The organism is Pseudoflavonifractor phocaeensis, assembly GCF_016901735.1.
Lineage (GTDB): Bacteria > Bacillota > Clostridia > Oscillospirales > Oscillospiraceae > Pseudoflavonifractor_A.
The window spans coordinates 1-1,319 of the sequence record NZ_JACLZC010000144.1 but is presented as its reverse complement, the minus strand read 5'-3'; the positions used below and the strand labels follow the sequence as shown (position 1 = coordinate 1,319).

Sequence of the window (1,319 nt, the reverse complement as noted above, 5' to 3'; positions counted from 1 at the left end):
CGCCGCCCTTGCTCTGGCTGTGGCGATACCACTTGTTGCCCCGGACGGTCAAGCTGTCGTGCCGTTTCCATCGGTATTCATTCCCGGCGCGGGTAAGCTGCTCGCCCTGCGATTGCAGGAACAAAACAAGGTCGGCTTGGTTCGCCCGGTCTATCTGTTCTTGGGTGTAGTACAAAAAGCTCACTCCTTTCATCGGTCTATGTCGTGACGCTTAGTGCGGGTCTGCGTCTGTTCCGGCTGGTCAGCGCGGAGCGCAATATCCACGCACCTGCGGATATTTTGAAGTTCGGAAAGGTCGCTGCGGGTGCCTTTCAGCTTGGCGTATTCCGCTTCCCTCTGTGCTTTAAGGGCGGCATATTCTTTCTCCCATGCGGAGATCGGCAGGGTTTTCACGCCCTCCGGCAAATGGGCATGGAGATAGCGGTTTGCCGCGTTCCATAGGGTCAACTCGGCGCGGCGGGCTTCCGCAAACTTCTCCTGTTTTCCTTTCCAGCGGATTTGCCGGTACTCGTCCTGTACGGGCTTGTAGGTCTGATAATTCCTGCCGTACTCAATGAGCTTTTGCAGCTCTTTCATGCGCTGCTCGGCGGTTTTCATTCCCGCCCGGATAGCGTCGGCCTGTTCGCTGACAGAGGAAAGGGCTGCGTCCAGCTCGTCAAGGGTAGAGATACCATGCTCGGAAAGATAGTTGACCGCCGCCGCTACGGTTTTCAGTTCGTCGGCTGTGTGCTGCCTTTGCCAACTCTGCGAATACTTCCGGCTCTTTTCTCTCTGAACGCTCAAATACTTCATCAGCAGATTGGCAAGGCCGGGGGATTGGGGCGGCTGTTCCGGGGCGGTTTCCCGCGCTTTGAACAGGTCGGCAATCCATTCTTTGAGCTTCCCAACCTGCGCCCGGATTTCCCAGATAAGGCGGTTTGCCTTTTGGATATTTCGGTTTAGTTCGCCTTTCTCGGTGGCAATACCTTTCTTCTCCATCTGGCAAGCTGCCACGCCCATGTGGACGGTGGGGATTTCGTCAATGCCGCGCTCGGCGTTGCTGCGGTGGTCGATACGCTGCGGGCTTCCGTTCCTCTCCAAAAAGTCGTTGGTAAGGTCAGCCCATGCCTTTCGCCACAAGAGGGCGTTGCCCTTGTCGTTCCAGCCGGTCAGGTCAACTTTGTGGGTCTTGTATCTGCCACTTGGCAAACGAATACGCTCGCCGTTTTCGTCAAGGTCATATTCCTTTTTGGACTTCGCCGCCCATGCGCCGCGCTCGTCAAGGGGGCGCATGGTAAGCATGATGTGACAATGGGGATTGCCCTTGCCGGTGTCGTGAA

The 1,319-nt window shown here is 56.7% G+C and carries 1 protein-coding gene; it reads right to left on the bottom strand.

What is annotated here, in order from left to right; translation table 11 throughout:
- Nucleotides 1-189: 189 nt before the first annotated feature.
- On the bottom strand, nucleotides 190-1,319 hold a 1,130-nt coding region (locus H7U37_RS14885; RefSeq protein ID WP_204876928.1), incomplete at its 5' end, for a MobA/MobL family protein.